The sequence below is a fragment of the Paenibacillus sp. FSL H8-0175 genome (assembly GCF_045040615.1).
Taxonomy (GTDB): Bacteria; Bacillota; Bacilli; order Paenibacillales; family Paenibacillaceae; genus Paenibacillus_AQ; species Paenibacillus_AQ odorifer.
On the sequence record NZ_CP150299.1, the window covers coordinates 3,604,210 to 3,619,712 of the forward strand.

Annotated in this window: 11 protein-coding genes; 6 read left to right on the forward strand and 5 right to left on the reverse strand. The window is 41.9% G+C overall.

The window, feature by feature from the left end; genetic code table 11:
• Positions 1-67: 67 nt before the first annotated feature.
• The 4 genes from MHH46_RS16040 to MHH46_RS16055 all read right to left on the reverse strand — a co-directional run bounded on the left by MHH46_RS16040 (position 68) and on the right by MHH46_RS16055 (position 5,425).
• Positions 68-1,828 carry an ABC transporter ATP-binding protein gene (locus MHH46_RS16040; RefSeq protein WP_036677200.1) on the reverse strand — a complete coding sequence of 587 codons (1,761 nt, stop codon included), beginning with the start codon at positions 1,826-1,828 and terminating at the stop codon, positions 68-70.
• Positions 1,828-3,579, reverse strand: coding sequence for an ABC transporter ATP-binding protein (locus MHH46_RS16045; protein WP_076190319.1), 1,752 nt, complete (start codon positions 3,577-3,579; stop codon positions 1,828-1,830). The genes MHH46_RS16040 and MHH46_RS16045 overlap by 1 nt, the downstream gene beginning before the upstream one ends.
• Before the next feature lie 119 nt (positions 3,580-3,698).
• Positions 3,699-4,754: a HAMP domain-containing sensor histidine kinase gene (locus tag MHH46_RS16050; protein ID WP_081386330.1), complete on the reverse strand. Its 1,056-nt coding sequence runs from the start codon at positions 4,752-4,754 to the stop codon at positions 3,699-3,701.
• A complete protein-coding gene (locus tag MHH46_RS16055) occupies positions 4,751-5,425 on the reverse strand; it encodes a response regulator transcription factor (protein ID WP_076184972.1) in 675 nt (224 codons plus the stop codon). Before MHH46_RS16055 ends, MHH46_RS16050 begins: the two co-directional genes overlap by 4 nt.
• A 325-nt stretch (positions 5,426-5,750) precedes the next feature.
• On the opposite strand from MHH46_RS16055, the gene MHH46_RS16060 reads away from it, so the two are divergent.
• Positions 5,751-6,716 carry an aldo/keto reductase gene (locus MHH46_RS16060; RefSeq protein WP_076190318.1) on the forward strand — a complete coding sequence of 322 codons (966 nt, stop codon included), beginning with the start codon at positions 5,751-5,753 and terminating at the stop codon, positions 6,714-6,716.
• A 36-nt stretch (positions 6,717-6,752) separates the two neighbouring features.
• A complete protein-coding gene (locus MHH46_RS16065; RefSeq protein WP_076130608.1) occupies positions 6,753-7,604 on the forward strand; it encodes an aldo/keto reductase in 852 nt (283 codons plus the stop codon).
• A gap of 116 nt (positions 7,605-7,720) precedes the next feature.
• On the opposite strand, the gene MHH46_RS16070 is transcribed toward MHH46_RS16065, so the two are convergent.
• A complete protein-coding gene (locus tag MHH46_RS16070) occupies positions 7,721-9,217 on the reverse strand; it encodes a glycoside hydrolase family 43 protein (protein ID WP_076190317.1) in 1,497 nt (498 codons plus the stop codon).
• Positions 9,218-9,391: 174 nt separating this feature from the next.
• On the opposite strand from MHH46_RS16070, the gene MHH46_RS16075 reads away from it, so the two are divergent.
• From MHH46_RS16075 to MHH46_RS16090, 4 genes are all read left to right on the forward strand, one after another.
• Positions 9,392-10,306: a transcriptional regulator gene (locus tag MHH46_RS16075; RefSeq protein ID WP_076130610.1), complete on the forward strand. Its 915-nt coding sequence runs from the start codon at positions 9,392-9,394 to the stop codon at positions 10,304-10,306.
• A gap of 154 nt (positions 10,307-10,460) precedes the next feature.
• Complete coding sequence (locus tag MHH46_RS16080; RefSeq protein ID WP_179086265.1) at positions 10,461-11,480, forward strand: phosphotransferase enzyme family protein; 1,020 nt, start codon at positions 10,461-10,463, stop codon at positions 11,478-11,480.
• 71 nt (positions 11,481-11,551) lie between these two features.
• Positions 11,552-12,475, forward strand: coding sequence for a phosphotransferase family protein (locus MHH46_RS16085; protein ID WP_076130612.1), 924 nt, complete (start codon positions 11,552-11,554; stop codon positions 12,473-12,475).
• Between the two features lie 227 nt (positions 12,476-12,702).
• Entirely contained in the window at positions 12,703-15,354 is a 2,652-nt protein-coding gene (locus tag MHH46_RS16090; RefSeq protein ID WP_076190315.1) for an endo-beta-N-acetylglucosaminidase, read from the forward strand.
• Positions 15,355-15,503: the final 149 nt, after the last annotated feature.

Genomic DNA, 15,503 nt, shown 5'->3' on the forward strand with positions numbered 1-15,503 from the left:
TTCTGGATAAGAACAATGAGTAGGTCTTTTTGACTTTCGCTATATAATTCACAGTGTCAACTAGGCCTTAAGAGGCTTGGTCGAATTGGCTATTATAAAGCTCCGCATAGAAACCATTTTTGGCAAGTAGTTCTTCGTGGCTGCCGCTTTCCAGGATATCGCCTTCCTTCAGAACCAGAATCACATCGGCGTTCTTAATGGTTGAGAGTCTATGCGCAATAACAAAGGAGGTTCTTCCTTCCATAAGCTTATCCATTGCCTGCTGAATCAAGAGCTCTGTTCTTGTATCGACTGAGCTTGTAGCTTCATCGAGGATGAGCATTGGAGCATTCTTGAGCATCGCGCGGGCGATGGTAAGCTGTTGCTTTTGGCCGGTGGATAAATTAACCTTGTCATTTAGTATGGTATTGTAACCGGCACTTAAGGTCTGAATGAAATGATGCAAGCCTACCGACTTACAAGCATCTTCAACTTCTTTATCGGTTACACCTGTTTTGTTGTACACCAGATTTTCCCTGATAGTGCCCTCAAAAAGCCAGGTGTCCTGCAAGACCATACAGAATAGATCATGGATGTTTTCTCTTGTTAAGCTGCTGATGGGGGTATCATCAATATAAATCTCTCCGCCCTTTAATTCATTAAACCGTATTAGAAGATTTATCAGTGTAGTTTTACCTGCGCCGGTAGGGCCGACTATAGCAATTTTTTGCCCAGGCTTAATCTCTGCAGAAAAATCTTTAATCACAAGTTTATCTGAATTTTCATAAGCAAATTGCACATGTTCAAAATCAACTTTGCCCACAGCAGTTTTAAGATGTCTTTCTTTATGACTTTCATTGTCCATTTCGTCAGCATCGAGGAACTCAAAGACACGTTTGCTTGCCGCGGAAGCCGATTGCAGACTTTGTGCGGCTTGAGCAATCTGAGAGAGCGGTTGTGTAAAGTAACGGACATACAGTATAAAGGCTACAATGACCCCAAAGGATATCGTTCCGTTCATAGCAAGTACAGCACCAACTACACAAACGGCCACAAAACCTAGATTGCCTATAAACATCATAATCGGCATCATAAGACCGGAGAGGAACTGCGCTTTAAATGCACTATCTTTGAGATTCATATTCAGGGATTCAAATGTATTGCGCATTTGTGATTCACCATTGTAGGCTTTCACTACAGTATGTCCTGTATATACTTCCTCCACATGGCCATTGATTTTCCCTAAGTATTCTTGCTGACTTTGAAAATACTTTTGGGATTTTTTCATAATTGCCGCTATGAGGCCAAAGCCAATGATAGTTGCAACTACCGCCGTAATAGTCATGATTACATTTGTTTTGAACATCATGATGATGGATCCCGTAAAGAGGGCAAGGGCAGTTACCAATGTGCCTACGCTTTGGTTTAAAGCTTGCCCGATCGTATCCACATCGTTGGTAACCCGGGACAGGATGTCACCGGTTGTAGAATTATTATAATAAGAGATCGGAAGTTTGTTCATTTTGCGTGAGAGATCGGCTCTTAAGTTTTTGGAGACCTTTTGCGTAACTGCGGACATAATTAATCCTTGTACCAAAGATAACACAGCGCTAAGGATATAGATAAATACAAGGAAAAGGCCGATAGAAGTTACTGCTTCCATATCAATTCCGGTGACGAGGCCGGCCGTGATCAAGTCTGTCATCTCCGAAAGCTTATCCGGTCCAAGCAGAGTCAGAACCGTACCGATTGCTGCACTAATAATAGCTATAAGAACTACAGGGATATATTTTCTGCAATAGTGGAGAAGTTTGCTCCACGTGTTGAGTTGCTCTTTGCTTTTGTTCATTAAGCTAGCTCCTCCTTTGAAAGTTGTGAGTAAGCAATCTCTTGGTAGACATCACAGGTCTGCATCAATTCATCATGTGTTCCCATGCCTGCCATTCGTCCGGCTTCCAGTACAATGATTTTGTCTGCATCTTTGATTGTACCGATCCGTTGGGCAACGATTAGTATCGTTGTACCGCTGGATTTTTTCTTCAATTCACTTCGCAATTTGCGATCCGTCTTATAATCAAGCGCTGAGAAGGAATCGTCGAAGATTAATATTTCAGGACGACGGGCAATGGCTCGGGCAATGGAAAGACGTTGTTTTTGACCGCCAGACAAGTTCGTACCGCCTTGAGAGACATGAGCCTCGTAGCTTCCTTCCATCTTTTCAACAAAATCTGAAGCTTGAGAGGTGTAAATGGCATCAACAACATCAGAGGACAGATCACTGCCATTATCGCCAAAAGCAACATTAGAGCTCACCGTGCCGCCAAACAAAATCGCTTTCTGAGATACATATCCCATTTTATTGCGCAGTGCAGTTTGCTCATATTGGTTAACATTAATTCCATCCACCAACACTTCACCTGCTGTAGCATCATAAAAGCGAGGAATCAGGTTCACGACGGTACTTTTTCCGCATCCGGTTGAACCGATGAAGGCTACAGTTTCTCCTTTTTTCACCGTAAAGCTGATATCTTCAATAACGTATTCTTCTGCATCCGGATATTTAAAGCTGACATTTTTGAATTCGACCTCACCCAACCGATTTGCCCTGGAGGAAGTAAGTGATCCGTTCTCTAAGCTTGGCTTAGTATCCAGCACTTCATTGATTCTTTTAGCGGATACATGGGCACGAGGCATCAGGATAAAAATCATGATCAGCATCATGAATGCCATAACCACCTGCATCGCATAGGATGAGAAGACAATCATATCTGAAAATAAGCCCATCTTCGCCGTACCATTGGCATTTTGAATCAAAATAGCACCAATCCAATATATTGCGAGACTTAAACCGCTCATAATCAGAGAAATACTTGGCATCATCATGGACAGTACATTATTGGCGAATAAATTCGTTCGGGTAAGCTCGCTGTTGGCTACACTAAATTTATCTTCCTGGTAGCTTTCCGCATTATACGCACGAATGACACGAAGGCCGGTAAGATTCTCTCTTGCAACACGATTAAGATTATCAGTCAGTTGCTGCAATTTTTGGAATTTCGGAAGCACTAGCACGATCACTATGCCGACAATAAGAATCAATACCCCAATGGCGACACCGGTAGCAAGCGACCACTGCCAACTCTTGCCTGTAATTTTGAGCATTGCCCAAACGGCAAGGATGGGAGCCTTCACCAGCAGTTGCAGACCGATGACAATCAGCATTTGCACTTGTGTAATGTCATTTGTTGAACGGGTAATTAAACTAGCTGTAGAGAAGTTGTTGATTTCTTCCATAGAGAAAGACTGTACCTTATCAAACAATTTGGAGCGTAATCTTGAAGAGAAGTTGGCGGCAATTTTAGCGGCGATCCCTGCCACTATAATTGATGTGGCTAAGCTGCCAAGGGCACAGAGCAACATCCAGCCTCCGGCTGCAATGATTTCGCTCATTCCACTCCCTGGTATCTGTACAAGACGAGTAATCTCGCTCATATAACCGGGCAATTCCAGATCCAGCCATACCTGTGTGACAATGAATAGGATGCTGATACCGATTAGGGCCCATTCCTTCGGTTTTAAGTACTTAAGTATAGTTACCATACATCTGACTCCTTTATGTGGCGTTGCTTAAATGATAACGAAAGAAGATAAACTGAAAGTTAACTTTTCTGAAAAATAAAAAAACCCTGAAAGAACGATGAGGTTCTCCAGGGCTCGTACTACATTCCAATCGGAATCGTAACTGTAAATGTGGTTCCTTGTAATGGAATGCTTTCGCAAGAAATGGTTCCATGGTGTAGATGAATGATTTTTTTAACAATTGCTAATCCAAGTCCATTGCCTGCAGTAGAGTGGGAAGTATCCTGCTGATAAAATTTATCGAATATCTTGGGAAGAGCCTCAGGATGAATACCGCTTCCGCAGTCACGAACTAGAATCAACAGGTTATCTTCGTTTTTCTTCATGTTAACTTCAATTTCGCCATGTTCAGGAGTGAATTTGATCGCGTTATCCAATAAATTTAACCAAACCTGATTTAAAAGCTCTTTATTGCCGGAGAGTTCATAATCCTGAATATTAACATTCAGCTTCAGGTGCTTCTTCTCAAATTTGGCAGCCAGTAAAAGCACAGACTGGCGAATTTGTTCCCCAACATTAAACCGCATTTTGTTTGTCAGAATCTTTTGCGTCTCAACCTGCGTCAGCTCCAGTACATTCGAAGCAAGGGAGGCAAGTCTGGTCGATTCCTCAATGACAATATCTAGATATTCATTCCGTTCTTCTTTGGTAAGATCATCGTTCTTTAAGACTTCGGCAAACCCTTTAATAGATACAATCGGTGTTTTGAATTCATGGGAAAAATTATTCACAAAATCGGTTCGCAGAATTTCGATACCCCCAAGCTCTTCAGCCATCCGGTTAAAATTCTCTGATAAAATTTCAAACTCTGGCGGGCTTTTGAGCTGGAGCCGCATGGAGAAGTCACCGCTGGCAAGACGCTCTGTGGCCTCAATAAATAACCGGATGGATTTTACCATTTTCCGGCTTGTGATGGCTGATATCGTGGTACCGATAATTGTACAAGCGATTAATACCATTATGGGTAGTACGAATCCATCCTGGGCAAGCTCTTCGTTCAACAAACCAAAAACCTGTGCGAGAAAGAAGAGTAGTCCTGTAATCACAACGGTAATAAGAAAGATGAAAAATATGATAAGAGAAAAATAGATGGGAAGGCTGATTCTGTTGCTGAGCTTGTTACTTATTTTGCTCACTGGCTTCGCACCGCCTTGTATCCAAGACCTCTGACGGAAACCAGTTCAAACTCTGGATAAGCGTCAACCCGTTTCCGCAGGCGATTGATATGCACATTAACGGTTGTATCCGTACTTTCACTTTCCATGCCCCATATCTCGTCCATAAGCTGGATGCGCGTGAAAATCCGTTCAGGATAAGACAATAACTTATACAACAAATAGAATTCTTTTTGCGGTAGCGTTTGTCTCTCGTCCTCCCGGGTTACTGTCAATGCGTCATAATCAAGGATCACTTTACCCACTACTAATTTGCGGGCACTTGCGATTTGTGAACGGCGAAGCAGCGCTTGGATTCTGAGCAGCATTTCTTCGGTATCAATGGGTTTGGTCATATAATCATCAGTTCCAATCCGGAACCCCTTTTTCTTATCTTCAGGCAGCTGTTTTGCTGTAGCCATAAGAATGGGGACCAAGCTATCGGCATCTCTTACTTCCTTGGCGAATTCATAACCATCCATATTAGGCATCATGATATCCAGAATGATTAGATCAATATGCTGTGAATCAAGGACCTCCAAAGCTTTAACTCCGTCTTCAGCAGTTACAACATCATATCCTTCGCGTTTCAGAACAGCTTCAAGAAGTCTTCTTACATGCTTATCATCTTCAACAACGAGTATGTTAATCATTACTGTTCACTCCAATAGTAGGTTTGTATCCATTATTACCTGTGGGGAATTTGTTTTAAAGGGAGCAGAATCAATATTTATCTAATCTTAAGATTTGGTTTGAAATCCTTGTAGTCGATATAAAGTGACTCATACATAGGGAGGATTCAATGAAATGAGAGGAATAGGCAATGATTTAATACTATTATGATATCTGTTTTGTGAAAAATTGTTGCATACTAAAATAGTACCCAAACTAATTTAGCTGGATTAACGTGCTGAAAATAATGCAGACTACGTCGAGCCTTGAACTTTGACTGAACTTCATGCGAAAGGAAGATCACAGATGCAAATGCGTAAATTAGGAAATAGTGGCTTGGAAGTTTCGGCAATAGGGTTTGGCTGTATGGGAATGGATCATGCCTATGGAAAGCCAGCAGATCGTAATGAAATGGTTAAATTAATTCGCAGAGCAGTTGAACTAGGATGTAATTTCTTTGATACTGCTGCTTTTTATGGAGATTCCAATGAGGAATTAGTAGGCGAAGCCCTTGCACCACAAAGAGATCAAGTTGTGATTGCAACTAAATTCGGAATTTTAGGACAAGAAGCTGTAGACGGTCAACCTCAACTTATTTTGAATAGCACACCAGATTCTATTCGTGAACAAATAGAAGGTTCATTAAAAAGGTTGAAGGTCAATTGCATTGATTTATATTATCAGCACCGAGTGGATCCAAATGTCGAACCTGAAGCTGTCGCTGAAACAATGAAAGATTTAATAGCTGAAGGGAAGATTAAAACATGGGGTGTCTCAAATGCACCGATTGATTATATGAAACGAGCACATGCTGTATGTTCGATTACTGCAACCCAAAATCAGTACTCCATGATGTGGCGTGAACCGGAAAAAGAGTTGTTTGAACTTTGTGAAGAATTAGGAATTGCTTTTATCGCTTACAGTCCATTAGGAAATGGTTTCTTAAGTGGTAAATATACCAAGGAAACCAAATATGATGAAGGTGACTATCGAAGTTTCATGGGAAGATTCAAACCTGATGTGATTGATCATAATCAAGTGTTATTAGATTTAATTACTCAAGTTGCAAAAAGTAAAAATGCAGCACCAGCTCAAGTCGTACTCGCGTGGGAATTAGCTCAAAAACCATATATCATTCCAATTCCAGGCACTACAAAATTAAACAGATTAGAAGAAAACCTATATGGAGCTGATCTCAAATTAACAAAGGAAGATGTAGATAGTCTAAATGAAGCTTTGTCTAAAATGGATATTGATAGTTCACACTTTTAAATAGAGCTATATCATCAACTAATAGGAGGATTTTTTATGCAAAAAGTTATTTTGAACAATGGTGTTGAAATGCCGATACTTGGTTTTGGGGTTTTTCAAATTCAAGATGCAGCTGAATGTGAACAAGCTGTTTACGATGCGATCATGTCAGGTTATCGACTGATAGATACCGCAGCCTCATACCTAAACGAAGAAGCGGTGGGAAGAGCCCTCAAACGGAGTGGAGTACCAAGAGAGGATCTATTTATTACTACGAAATTATGGGTTCAAGATACAGGATACGAACGTACAAAGGAAGCATTTGAAAAATCCCTTTCAAGATTGCAACTTGATTATTTGGATTTGTATTTAATTCATCAGCCATTTGGTGATGTGCATGGTTCTTGGCGGGCGCTGGAGGAATTGTACCGTGAAGGAAAAATAAGAGCGATTGGCGTAAGTAACTTCCAGAACGATCGTCTGATTGATTTGATTATTCATAATGAAGTAACTCCTGCAGTTAATCAAGTTGAGACACATCCCTTCTGCCAACAAATTGAAAGTGCTGCATTCATGAAAGAAAACAATGTTCAGATTGAATCATGGGGTCCATTTGCTGAAGGTAAAAACAACATGTTTCAGAACGAAGTTTTAGTATCAATAGCCCAAAAATATAATAAATCTGTTGCCCAAGTGGTTTTACGCTGGTTGACGCAAAGAGGAGTTGTTGTGATTCCAAAGTCTGTCCGGAAAGAAAGAATAATTGAAAACTTTAATATCTTTGACTTTGAATTAAACTCAGAGGATATAGAACAAATTGCGCTGTTAGACACAAAAGAGAGCTTGTTCTTTTCACATAGAGATCCTGTAATGGTAAAAGCGTTAAGTACAAGGAAGCTGGATATCTAATTTTTCTTAGGATCTTGTTGGTTTTGATAAAAGAGGGGTTAACCATAATTAAGGGGTTAACCCCTCTTTTATTTATAAGACCCTTAGCCTTGAACAGTTCATTTTAATTTGAAGGTTTAAGAATAAAGGCAGCTAAAGCTTGTGAATATCGCATTATAATCTTGATCTTCTCCAGTGGCGTACAAACCAATAAGCACACCTGTGAATCCTCCGGCTATTTCAGAGGATAGATATTTGGTTTGCGCAGCTCCGAGTAAGATCTCAATACCGTCTACCTGGATATAAAATTGATAATGCGTTGGACTGCTTTTGACAACTAATGAAGCATGGTTGCACTGACCTATATTTTTTGTTTTTTCAATGGATTTGATATCTCCGATATTCAGCCGTTCGATAATCTCATAACCCTCTGGATGTTTACGCAAGGCCAAATCATAATGGTGATTTTCGTCCATGTAAAGTGTAATTCCGGCTTCACCATTCGTAAGGCTGACTTGGCACGAAATAATTGCGTTAAAATCTTTTTGACGAATACCAATAAATGTCGGAGTAGCCGGGATATCTAACGTAACTGCAGTTCCTTTAAGCTTTATTTTATCAGCTTCTAACCGATAATTTTCTGTAACCGGGTGACGCAGGTAACACCAGTCTAAATTCCAATCTGTGTTCTCGAACGTAAAGACTCTTTTCTCCTGCTGAATGACTGTGTCCGCAATACGATCAGTCTCGAAACTTATAAGTGTGGTACCTTCATGACCTGCTGTAAACCATCCATCCTCGCCAAAGGTAATCGGAGTTAGAAAAACCTCGCGCCCCAAATGGTGATAGGTAAGATACTGGCCAGTCTGCCGGAATCCAAGATGTAACAGCCACCAATCCCCCTCATGGTCTTGTACCAAATCTCCATGTCCAACTCCCTGAAGCTCGTAACCGCCTAAATTTCGATTAGTCAATACGGGGTTATGCGGGTAGGCTTCGAATGGACCAGTAGGAGAATTGCCCCTTGCATAAGTAACCATATGCCCATATTCGGTTCCACCCTCAGCAGCTAGTAGATAGTATTGTCCATTAATTTTGTATAAATGAGGACTCTCCAAATAACGCCCACCGGATCCTTGCCAGATTGAACGGCTTGACGACAGCTTCTGCCCAGTTTCAATTTCAATTTCACATTGGACTATACCATTAACTCCGTAATCGTCTGTCCCATTACTCATGAAATACGTTTTGCCGTCTTCAAAATACAAATCCGGATCAATACCGCCTTGATCTACATTAATCGGATCAGACCATTCGCCGTAAATATTGTCAGTCCAGACATAGAAGTTCTGGCGCAGAGTGTCATTAGTGGTCGTCATGTAGAATCGTCCATTATTGTACCGCAGGGTGGGGGCGAATACACCACCGGAGCTGTCCACAGTATCCAGTTGAATCTGGTTCTTTCGGGTTAAGCAATGACCGATTTGGGTCCAATTAATTAAATCTTTGCTTTCAAAAATCGGAACACCGGGAAAATACTGAAAGGAACTGCAGACCAAATAATAAGTGTCTTCAACTTTACATGCGCTGGGATCAGGATAAAACCCTTTGATGACCGGATTATTGTATTTCATTTCTCCACCTCATTAATAAATTCATATAAATAAGAATTCAATATATTCAACTACTAAGAAAATTAAACACTATTGCTTATAATTTTTCAATGAATCGGGGTTGAAGATATACGTTATATTTATTAAATTAATATATATGTAATTTCAATAAGCACAGGTCAGGTGATTATGATGATGATCAAAGCAAACGGCGAAGCAAAATTCATGGCGTTATATGAAGCGCTGGCAAGCGAAGTCAGATGGAGGATTATGAGCCTCATTGCAGATAATGAAATGAATGTGAAGGAGATCGCGGCTAAGTTAGAGCTTAGTCCTTCCATAGTTACTATGCATATCCGAAAGCTCGAACAAGCTGGACTTACAGGAAGTCACAGGATACGCCTAAACGGAGGAACGCACAAAATGTGTTTCCTTAAACAAAAAAGAGTTGAAATCGAACTCCCCACTGCCACACAAACCCCGAGGATCAGAGAGCAGACCATTTCAGTCGGTCATTATACCTCGTTTGATGTCCATCCTACATGTGGTCTTGGGACACAAGAGAAAGAGATTGGGGTTTGGGACGATCCCCGCTATTTTCTCGATCCCGAGCGGGTCAACGCCGGCATTTTGTGGTTTGGGAGAGGTTACGTAGAGTACAAAACGCCTAACTACTTACTTCCCGGTCAAATGCCCGAGGCCATCGAGATTTCAATGGAAATTGCTTCTGAAGCGCCAGGCTTGAAAGATCATTGGCCTTCGGATATTGAGTTCTTTTTTAACGGTGTGAAGCTTGGAACTTGGACCAGTCCGGCAGACTTTGGAAGAGCGGCACGAGGCATATATACTCCGGATTGGTGGCATCGGAATGTAAATCAATACGGGTTATTGAAGACGATCCGCATTGACACTTCGGGCACATTTATTGATGAAGAAAGGATGTCGGACATTACTGTCGCAGATATTTTGCTACGGGAACAATTCTGGACGCTTCGGTTCGCAGTTGACGAGAAGGCTGTTAATGTTGGTGGTTTGACACTTTATGGGGCTGGATTCGGTAACCATGACCAAGATATTTTAATTCGTGTGTACCTAGGAACGATGACCTAATGAAGCAGGATAGTTCAGTTATAGTTGTTTTCTCCATCCTGTTTATCTGCTGGAACTGGTAAACTATCCATATATTGAAGAAGTTGAGAGGAGAGATATTCTGAATTATAACGAGGTTATTAAAATCGCTGATACACACTTACTTCCATTAGTGATGGAATTGTACGGATTGGAAGGTTATGAAATCAGGCTTATCAATGCACATGAAGGAGGACGGAATGTCGCATATAACTGTGATAAAGCTGATTCTGAAGCAAAAATAATCAGAATTGCCTTTTTAAGTGACAGAAGCCGAGAAGATATTTTGGGTGAAGTGGAATATATCAGGTATTTGTACGAGCATGGCGGCAGTGTTTCGAATGTGGTCAACTCCCAGAAGGGGAATCTGCTGGAAACGATAACTCTTAATAATCATACCTTTTTTGTCTGCTTGTTTGAAAAGGCCAAGGGGGGGATGCTCGCGGAAAATAATTATCAGTATCGGGAAGGCGTTCCTATTACGGAATACTATTATAACTGTGGCAAAGTTCTTGGGAAAATGCATCAATTGTCGAAGGGTTATACACCTGTCCATTCTCGGTATGATTTTTTTGATAAATACAATGCCGATTATATAGATAAGCTAATACCTAACTCGTTATCTCTTTTGAAGGAGAAACTGGTAGATCTCTTAACAACCTTAGAAGGGATGGACAGGAATCACGAGTCTTTTGGGATGGTTCATTTTGATTACTGCGATGGGAATTATATGATCGATTTTGATACAGGGCAAATAACTGTTTTTGATTTCGATAACTCCTGCTTTTGTTGGTATATGTATGACCTGGCAAATCTCTGGACACTTGGAGTGGGCTGGATACAATTTGAACAAGACACTGATAAACGCAAACAGTTTATGGATGATTATTTTAAAATAGTCCTTGATGGCTACAGATCCGAGACCAGGATCGAAGATTCGATGTTAGACACATTGCCATTGTTTATCCAAGTAACCCTCATGGAAAACATCGTTGATGCATTCGAGGTAATGCGGAACAATGGTGAAGACTCGGAATGCGATGAAGAGCTGTCATATCGTATAAAATGTCTAGAAGACGATATCCCATATGTAGGATTTTTCCATGAAATTTACTCATGTGATGTACCCTTTGAGTATGAGAAACGAGATATTTAGGATGAGGGTGTTTTTGATATGCTGCGGATAAATTCATATGTAGACTCAAATAAGCAGGAGTTGGAGTAAATATGGCTTACGAAAAACCGGAATTGACCATGAGTGAAATTGAAAAAGTACTGTGGAATCATCTTGGACAGGGAGCGGCTGAGATTACACCGTTGTCTGGCGGCAATATAAGCAACGTGTTTTCTTTTATTTTAGAAGGAAAAGACTATGTTGTGAAATTCAGCGATTTGGAACGAGCATATGAGACCGAACAATTTGTATCTAATTTGCTACTCGACCAAGGTATCCCTTTCCCAAAATGTTTGGGGTTAGGGAGGACTAATCAGTTAACCTATTTGATCATGGAGCGAATGGAAGGTCGCAATCTATCCGATTGTACAGCAGAGGAACAAACCCGTCTGATGCCAGAAATTATCGGCATTTTAACAAGAATGGCCGAAGCGGATATTGGGGGAACTAACGGTTATGGTTGGATCGGACCTGACGGCAATGGTTCCTATTCATCTTGGAAAGACTTCGTCATTACCGTAAATGCGGAAGATCAGACGGGGACATTCTGGGAGAATTGGCATGAACTCTTCCGCACGTCTTGCTTGGAAAGAGACGTATACGAAGAAATCTATAGTCGTTTGATGACCTATGTACCCTATAATGAATCTAATAGAAGCTTTATACACGGAGATTTTCAACAGTGGAATATGTTGTCCAACGGAACACGGATAACCGGCATTATTGATGGAAATTGCATGTATGGCGATTCTCTCATAGACCTTGCGATTCTCGACAAGCATATGCCTTGGTGTGATGTCATTAACACATATCAAAATTATCAAAAGAAAGCTAGAATAGTGACCCCGAATTTTGAGGAGCGGCTAATCGGTGCCTATTATTTTAAGGGACTCGATGGACTTCGATTCTATGCTAAGATGGGCTGGACAGATGCTTATCAGGACACACGGCATTTTCTTTTAAACCTAAAAGCGTAATAACTGAACGCTTTACCTTATCCTATACATTTAATAGCCGCATAATTGCGGCTTTTTGTATATAAATATCAAATTTCTAGGAGCAAATTCCCCACTGGGATTATAGCCTAGGCTGACGACCTGTAATAAATGCACCTGAACTTGCCATTAATCCACTATCTATAGCTTTGTCCAACTTGATAAAATGTAAGCGCAATCATTTAATTAATCGATTGGAGGAGTATGGCATGAAAAAGATTGGGGCAGGTTTTATATTCTTACTTGTGATGTGCGCAGCCTTATCCACAACTGCGTTCGCGAAACAGCCTTATTCATCCTATTGGTTTCCGGAGCAATTGCTTCAGTGGAGTCCGGCATCCGACCCGGATGCGGCATTTAACCGGAGCACAGTCCCGCTGCAGGACCGTTTTGTAGCAGATGGAGTCAACGCTCATGCAACCAAAGCGCCAAAAGTCATGGCTTTATCAGCACTGAACCCGGGAACAAGCGGAGTTCCATCGCAGGGTTCAAGCAAATTCGAAGCTAACACATTTACCTATTGGCAATATGTTGACAAGCTGGTCTATTGGGGTGGTTCCGCGGGCGAAGGGATCATCGTACCTCCAAGCGCTGATACGATCGACGCGGCTCATAAAAATGGCGTGCCGATCATCGGAACGGTGTTCTTTCCACCAACCGTATATGGCGGGAAGTATGAATGGGTCAAGCAGATGCTTCAGCAGAATAGTGACGGCTCCTTTCCTGCTGCTGACAAGTTGATCCAGGTTGCGAGCCATTACGGATTTGACGGCTGGTTTATTAACCAGGAGACTGAGGGCGGAACGCCGGCCGACGCACAGCAAATGAAAGCTTTCCTAAGTTATCTGGAATCACACAAGTCAAATTCTATGCACATCGTATGGTATGATTCCATGACCAATGAGGGCAGTATCAGTTGGCAAAATGCACTTAACGACAAGAATGCGATGTTCCTGCAAGACAATAAAAAGCAAATTACAGACAATATGTTCCTGAACTTTTGGTGGAAGGATCTTAAAAGCTCGGCAGAGAAGGCTAGAAGCTTGGGCAGAAGTCCATATGACTTGTATGCAGGCATCGATGTCGAAGCCAAGGGTTACGATACAAAGGTGAACTGGAATCTGTTGTTTCCGGATAAAGATCCTGCCGTTACTTCCCTTGGTATTTACCGCCCCGATTGGGCTTTTAACAGCGCAGAGAGTATGGAAGATTTCTTCGTACGCGAGAATAAATTCTGGGTGGGTCCAAACGGGAATCCGAGTAACACCTCGAGTGATCAAGCCTGGAAAGGTATCGCTAACGATGTGATCGAATCATCACCAATCAATGAGCTGCCTTTCACCACCAACTTCAACACGGGAAGCGGACAGAAATATTTTGTAAGAGGGAAGCAGGTGCGGGATAAAGGCTGGAACAACCGGAGTCTGCAGGATATTCTTCCCTCCTGGCGCTGGATTGCAGACAGCAAAGGTACCCCGCTTTCACCAGTGCTCGATTGGTCCGATGCCTATTACGGCGGCAGTTCGTTGAAGGTATCAGGCGTGCTGAACCCTAACAATGCGACACATTTGAAGCTCTACAAGACCGACCTTAAGATCGAAGCAAGCACAAAGCTGTCTATTACGTACAAAACACAAAATAAGCCAAGCCTGAAGGTTGGTCTTGCATTCGCAGATCAGCCCAATCAATATATCTTCCTTAATGTGAAGGATAAGACATCGCCAGACTGGACAACTGAAACATTGAATTTGACCCCATACAAAGGGAAACGGATCGTAGCGTTGTCATTGTATTTTGATTCTAAGAATGCGATTAATAATTACAACATTCAAATTGGCCAGCTCTCCATTCAAAATGCTAATGACCCGATCAAACCACTACCCGCGGTTCGCGATCTTAAGGTCACTCAAACTGACTTTCGCAATGGTATTTATGGAGATGCCAGATTACAGTGGAAACAGCTTGACCAACAGGTCAAGCAATACGAAATCTATCGAGTACTTCCAGATGGCAGTGAGATGTTCATAGGTGCAACACCAAATCATGTGTTTTACGTTCCTGAGATGCGAAGAATAGACAAAGAAACTATCACAGTATTGAAGGTTGTTGCCGTCAATGGAAGATACGAGCAAGGTCAATCCTCTAGCGTGAAGATCAGCTGGCCGGATTATCCAAAGCCGACTGCGGAGTTCAAAACTGATCAAACCTTAGTCGCTCCAGGCGAGAGCGTAAACTTCACCGACCTGTCGACTGAAGTGACAGAAGGATGGTCATGGACCTTCGAAAGCGGAAGCCCCGCGGTCAGCACATCAAAGAACCCAGTTGTGACGTTCGCTCAGGAAGGCGTTTATAGTGTGACGCTGACTGCAACTAACAGCTCGGGCCAAGACACAATTACGAAAAAAGCGCTTATCACAGTGAGTAAGGAAGCTGGAGCAGTGAAAAATCTGGCACTTGGTAAAACTGCAACAGCCGATCATGCCTGCGGGGAAAAGGAAGGGGCACCTAACGCCGTAGATGGTAAAGTGACGGATAACAGTAAATGGTGCGCAATTGGCAATCTGCCCCATTGGCTTCAGGTCGACCTCGGCGCCGAACATCAACTCAGCGCTTTTGTCATCAAGCATGCTGAGAGCGGAGGAGAGTGGTCCGGTTTTAATACCAGTGATTATACGATTCAGGTCAGCAGCGACGGAACGAACTGGACGGATGTCGTCAACGTCCAAGGAAACTCGGCTGCCGAGTCGACTGATTCAATTGCGTTAGTAAAAGCCCGCTATGTAAAATTATTGATTCTCAAACCTACGCAGGGAGCCGATACGGCAGCGCGGATCTATGAGTTTGAAGTGAAGGGATTATAATATACCCTATTACGTCATTCTAATATTAAAGCAAATAAACCGTAGGCCACTTGAGGGGCTACGGTTTATTTGTTTTAACACTAATGATAGCTGAAATCAAAAAAAGAACCTGATTTATCTCATCAGATTCTTATATATTGCATATGAAA

Excerpts from the sequence above, each read along its gene's own strand:
- MHH46_RS16055 (WP_076184972.1), bottom strand. The coding sequence starts at position 5,425 with ATGATTAACATACTCGTTGTTGAAGATGATAAGCATGTAAGAAGACTT.
- MHH46_RS16060 (WP_076190318.1), top strand. The coding sequence starts at position 5,751 with ATGCAAATGCGTAAATTAGGAAATAGTGGCTTGGAAGTTTCGGCAATA.
- MHH46_RS16070 (WP_076190317.1), bottom strand. The coding sequence starts at position 9,217 with ATGAAATACAATAATCCGGTCATCAAAGGGTTTTATCCTGATCCCAGC.
- MHH46_RS16075 (WP_076130610.1), top strand. The coding sequence starts at position 9,392 with ATGATCAAAGCAAACGGCGAAGCAAAATTCATGGCGTTATATGAAGCG.
- MHH46_RS16040 (WP_036677200.1), bottom strand. The coding sequence starts at position 1,828 with ATGAACAAAAGCAAAGAGCAACTCAACACGTGGAGCAAACTTCTCCAC.
- MHH46_RS16065 (WP_076130608.1), top strand. The coding sequence starts at position 6,753 with ATGCAAAAAGTTATTTTGAACAATGGTGTTGAAATGCCGATACTTGGT.
- MHH46_RS16090 (WP_076190315.1), top strand. The coding sequence starts at position 12,703 with ATGAAAAAGATTGGGGCAGGTTTTATATTCTTACTTGTGATGTGCGCA.
- MHH46_RS16045 (WP_076190319.1), bottom strand. The coding sequence starts at position 3,579 with ATGGTAACTATACTTAAGTACTTAAAACCGAAGGAATGGGCCCTAATC.
- MHH46_RS16085 (WP_076130612.1), top strand. The coding sequence starts at position 11,552 with ATGGCTTACGAAAAACCGGAATTGACCATGAGTGAAATTGAAAAAGTA.
- MHH46_RS16080 (WP_179086265.1), top strand. The coding sequence starts at position 10,461 with ATGGAATTGTACGGATTGGAAGGTTATGAAATCAGGCTTATCAATGCA.